The 4274-nt window shown below is 42.1% G+C and carries 4 protein-coding genes; 1 reads left to right on the forward strand and 3 read right to left on the reverse strand.

Annotated features, from left to right (window positions below):
* Positions 1–155 precede the first annotated feature (155 nt).
* Positions 156–1913 (reverse strand): ABC transporter ATP-binding protein, encoded by a 1758-nt coding sequence (locus tag ABHN01_RS25375; RefSeq protein ID WP_429877847.1) that lies wholly within the window; start codon positions 1911–1913, stop codon positions 156–158.
* 356 nt (positions 1914–2269) lie between these two features.
* Here ABHN01_RS25375 and ABHN01_RS25380 point away from each other — a divergent pair, with 356 nt between their 5' ends.
* On the forward strand, positions 2270–2578 hold the full coding sequence (locus ABHN01_RS25380) for a hypothetical protein (protein WP_429877848.1): 309 nt from the start codon (positions 2270–2272) through the stop codon (positions 2576–2578).
* A gap of 310 nt (positions 2579–2888) precedes the next feature.
* Here ABHN01_RS25380 and ABHN01_RS25385 read toward each other — a convergent pair whose 3' ends face one another.
* Together ABHN01_RS25385 and ABHN01_RS25390 are read right to left on the reverse strand one after the other, a co-directional pair.
* On the reverse strand, positions 2889–3098 hold the full coding sequence (locus ABHN01_RS25385) for a class II fructose-bisphosphate aldolase (RefSeq protein ID WP_429877849.1): 210 nt from the start codon (positions 3096–3098) through the stop codon (positions 2889–2891).
* Positions 3099–3168: 70 nt separating this feature from the next.
* Positions 3169–4274 (reverse strand): beta-galactosidase trimerization domain-containing protein (locus ABHN01_RS25390; protein ID WP_429877850.1); only part of this gene is annotated, 1106 nt, incomplete at its 5' end.

Consider the following 4274-nt stretch of genomic DNA (forward strand, 5'->3'; position numbering starts at 1 on the left):
CGTGAGAAGCATGGCGATCACGGCTTTCGGCAGCAGCGATTTTCTGTATGGCCTTATATACTCGAACAGCCGGAGCATGAGCCCCCAATTAAACGGCTTATCAATAGGTGGTTCGCTGGAATAAAAGAAACGTTCTTTTTTTCGTTTAACCATGTTCAATACCCCGCTGACACTCGTTTAGCTTCGAGTGCTTCCCTATCCTTGTATTGAAAGTCATACGTCCGTTTATACAAGCCTTCTCGCTTAATTAACTGTTCATGAGTTCCTCTTGCAGCAACCCTTCCGTTCTCAAGCACTAAAATTTCATCTGCATGCTTCAGGGAGGAGATGCGATGGGCAATAATAATCGTCGTTCGTCCTTTCATTACTTCCTGGAACGCCTGCTGAATCTTAAATTCCGTTTCCGTATCCACAGCACTCGTCGCATCATCTAAAAGGAGGATGCTCGGATTAACGAGAAGTGCTCTTGCGATGGAAATCCGCTGCTTTTGGCCTCCGGAAAGGCCCAGCCCTCTTTCTCCGAGCTGAGTTTCATACTGATGAGGAAGCTCCATAATAAAATCATGTGCCTGTGCCAGTACTGCGGCTGCAATAATTTGGTCCATGTCCGCGTCCGGGTTTCCATAGGCAATGTTATCTTTGATGGTTGAAGAGAATAAAAACGATTCTTGAAACACCACCCCAATATGCTGCCGGAGCATAATGGGATCATAATTAGATATTGATTTACCGTCAATGAGGATCTCGCCTTGCTGTGGTTCGTAAAATCTGGAGATGAGCTGGGTGAGTGTCGTTTTCCCGGAACCTGTCGCTCCCATCAAGCCAATGATCTGGCCTTTCTTAGCATGAAATGACACATTTTCAATGGGAGGATTCTCTTCTGTTCCATATCGGTGCGTAACCCCTTTAAATTCAATATCCCCTTCCACACATTCGATAGCGTCTGATTGATTTTTGATTTCGCCCGGTTCTTCCAAGAGCTCTATTAACCGTTCCCCCGACGCCTTTGATTGCGAGAAGGTATTAATGATGAAACCAAGACCCATAATGGGTCCAATGATATACCAGACCAAACTGAAAAAAGCAACAAGCTCGCCAGGCATGAGCTTCCCTTGAATGACAAGATACCCGCCATACGATAGAAGAAAAACAACACACAGGTTACCGATCAGTTCCATAAGCGGAAAGTATTTTGCCCAGATATCAGCTGTAAAGATTTGTTTATCTTTATAGTCCTTATTTGTAGACATAAACCTGCCAATCTCGTAATCTTCTCTGGACAGGGACTTTACTGTCTGCATCCCGCTTACATTTTCCTGAACCTTGGTGTTCAGGTTCCCCATTGACTTCCGTATCGCTTGAAACGCAGGATGAACCGCCTTATCAAACCGATAAACGACAATCCCTAAAAACGGGAGCACACCTAAAGTGACAAAAGCAAGCGGTACTGAATAATAGAACATCACCATCAAACTGAAACCAATGAGAAAGACAAAGTTGATCAACTGTGCAAAGCCGAATGAAAGGAAGAAACGAAAACCTTCGACATCTGCAGTGAGCCTGGACATCAGATCACCGGTTTTGGCATTGTCGTAATAACGAAAGGGCAAAAACTGAAGTTTTTCATAAAGTGCCTTTCGGAGCCGGTACACTGCAGTGACACCGAATAGATCCCCAAGATACTGATGAATAAATGTAAATCCGCCTTTTGCTGTCATTAGAACGACGAAGGCCAAGGCAATCATTGGAACTTTATCATAATTACCTTTTAAAATGACATCATCTATCGTATATTGTAGCACCATCGGATAGATGACCGTCATGCCCGTTAAGAAAATGAGCGCTAGGACTGACCAGATGAAATACCTTTTATACGGCCAATAAAATGCTTTCAGCTTCCTGAATGTTTCCACACTCTCACCCGCCACTTTTTTATAAATTTTGAAAAGAGCCACAATATAGATATTATAATCCGGGTCTAAATAAATAACTAATAATTGGGATTTAATCCAAAAATCCTAGCGTCTCCTTTCTCCCGGGTGTGATTTCCGTTGATGCTGCAAGAGATTTGACTTTGTCATTCCATCGATCAGTTAACAATAAAAACGCGTGACTTATGAAGCATTTTTCCTTAAAATCCCCTTGCTTCACGAATCATGCATCTAGCCGCTCTGGATTCTTTCCAGTGCATTGAAAAATGGAATTCTTAATAAATCGCAAGAAGGTCTGCCATTCACCAATGCCTTAGCTATTCCTGTTCTATTTTCATGTGCCACCTGTTGTTCTTGAGCTGATAGGAGATCCAGAAGCTTTTTTCTCGCCTCTGCTCTTTTCCCATGGGATGGAAGAACTGATTGAGCATGTATTAAAACTAGATGCCCGTCAACAGAGCGCTCATGCAAAGAAATTGGCTGATTTTATGTATGATGTGTATACAACTGTACACCTACTGGAGGAAGCACATTATGATCTTCAAAATACAGGGGAAAACAGAAGAATGATCATTGCCGAGCACTGGTACAGAGTGAGATTTGATCGTTCAGATCGCGGGATTCTTCAGCGTCATCATTACGGATGAGAAATTTAAAAAAATCGTTTGCTTTCATTGATGGAATAAGATAAGCGGGATGTCTGCCGCTTTTTCTTATGCAAAAAAAAAGAACCGAATCTATTAGATCCGGCTGCTCAATGAGGGTATTTCATTAGGGGGTGTGTCAAGAGATCGTTAAATCCCAACGATTATACTCCTTATCATAACCATATCGCTTTAATAAGTAAATGCTTTTATGCATTAAATTAATAAAATTATTTTTTTTAAAACATTATTCACTTCTTTTCAGACATGACCAGATGAACCTTCACACATTCAGCAGCGGTTCGTACCATGTTTACGACATGAGCCATGCTGTATATACAATGGTCGACGGGGCCGTTTGCAGGATAACGGGTTCTTTCAGTTCATCGGCCGCTTCCGAGACGGCTTGAATTATTTCCCGGTTATAAGCAGGAAATGCTCCGACAGCATAGTTTTGTTGAAAAGCATCCATCACCATTTCTTTCGACCTGACCAGCGGTATTAGCATCCTCCTTTCCTTCATGATCGCCCCGTAATTCATAGGCTTATTAAGACCAGTCTTTTCGATGTCTTTATATAGGAGCACCAAGTCTTCACGAACGCGTTAAACAGATGTCTACTACTTCATATTCCTTAATTTCCGGCAGCTGGATGCTTACCCGGCCCCCATGCTGCACAAAGGCTCCGGTTTTTTTGTTTCGCAAAAAACTGATGGAATCAACTTCTTTTGGCAATTGGATATTAATTGTCAGATTCGTTAAAGGCATTACTTCGTTAATCGGTCTCGTCATGGAAGCTGTGTAATTGACTACATGGACAAGGACGCGGTTCTCCCCTTGCTTTCTCAAGGATACGTGTAAGGATTCTGTCTGTTGTGCCGTACTTATATAAAAAGGAATCTCTACAAGTGAGCTAACAGCATTCACCATGATCCTCCTATATTCAGGAATGGCATATGATTCATAAAATTTTCCGACATTCCCGGCAAAGTAGATACTTTCTCCCAACCCATAACTGCTTTTTACAATATAAGGGTAAGAGGTCTTTTGAGGAAGTTCACAATATCTTGAATTTTGTTTCTCCCGATAGAACATCACGCTTTCAGAACCCTTTTTGGCAGTAACTTCAGTTCCTAAACGTGCGGCTGGAATTAACTGCTGGTCAACGGATGTAAGCATAGGATGATGGGGATCGCATTCAATATGATCGTACTCGCAGTGGCGAATGGTATGCAGCGTTATGCCGAAGACTTCGGCTAACAAAGGCTGATCCCTTTTCATCCCATCTTCCTGATAAAGGGATGTATCAAATGTTCCTATGATCTTCCCTCCCCTGTTAACATAAGATTTGAATTGATCCGCCTCTTCTTCGCTCATGACACTCACGTTAGGCAAAATGACAAGCTCATACTTTGCGAATGATCCATCTGTTATTGATGTATTGTCTACTATATCAAACGGTATCCTGCTTCTTGATAAAACATCATACCACCCCATAAAGGAACCTCTGGCGTCGCTCTTATCAGGATCTCTCAATTGATCCTGGCCTGCTGTAAAATCAGTTTCTTCTGACGAAGATTGATAAAAATTGGCCGTATCATAAGACCACATTAAAGCAACAGTTGCCATTGATGTTGTGTCGGTAAAACGGTTTTCATTCTCTTCTAGAAAGGCGTTGATTTCCTTCACCGTTTCCATTC

Origin of the sequence: Fictibacillus sp. NRS-1165, from assembly GCF_050468105.1 — a bacterium.
GTDB classification, from domain to species: domain Bacteria; phylum Bacillota; class Bacilli; order Bacillales; family Fictibacillaceae; genus Fictibacillus_C; species Fictibacillus_C terrinigri.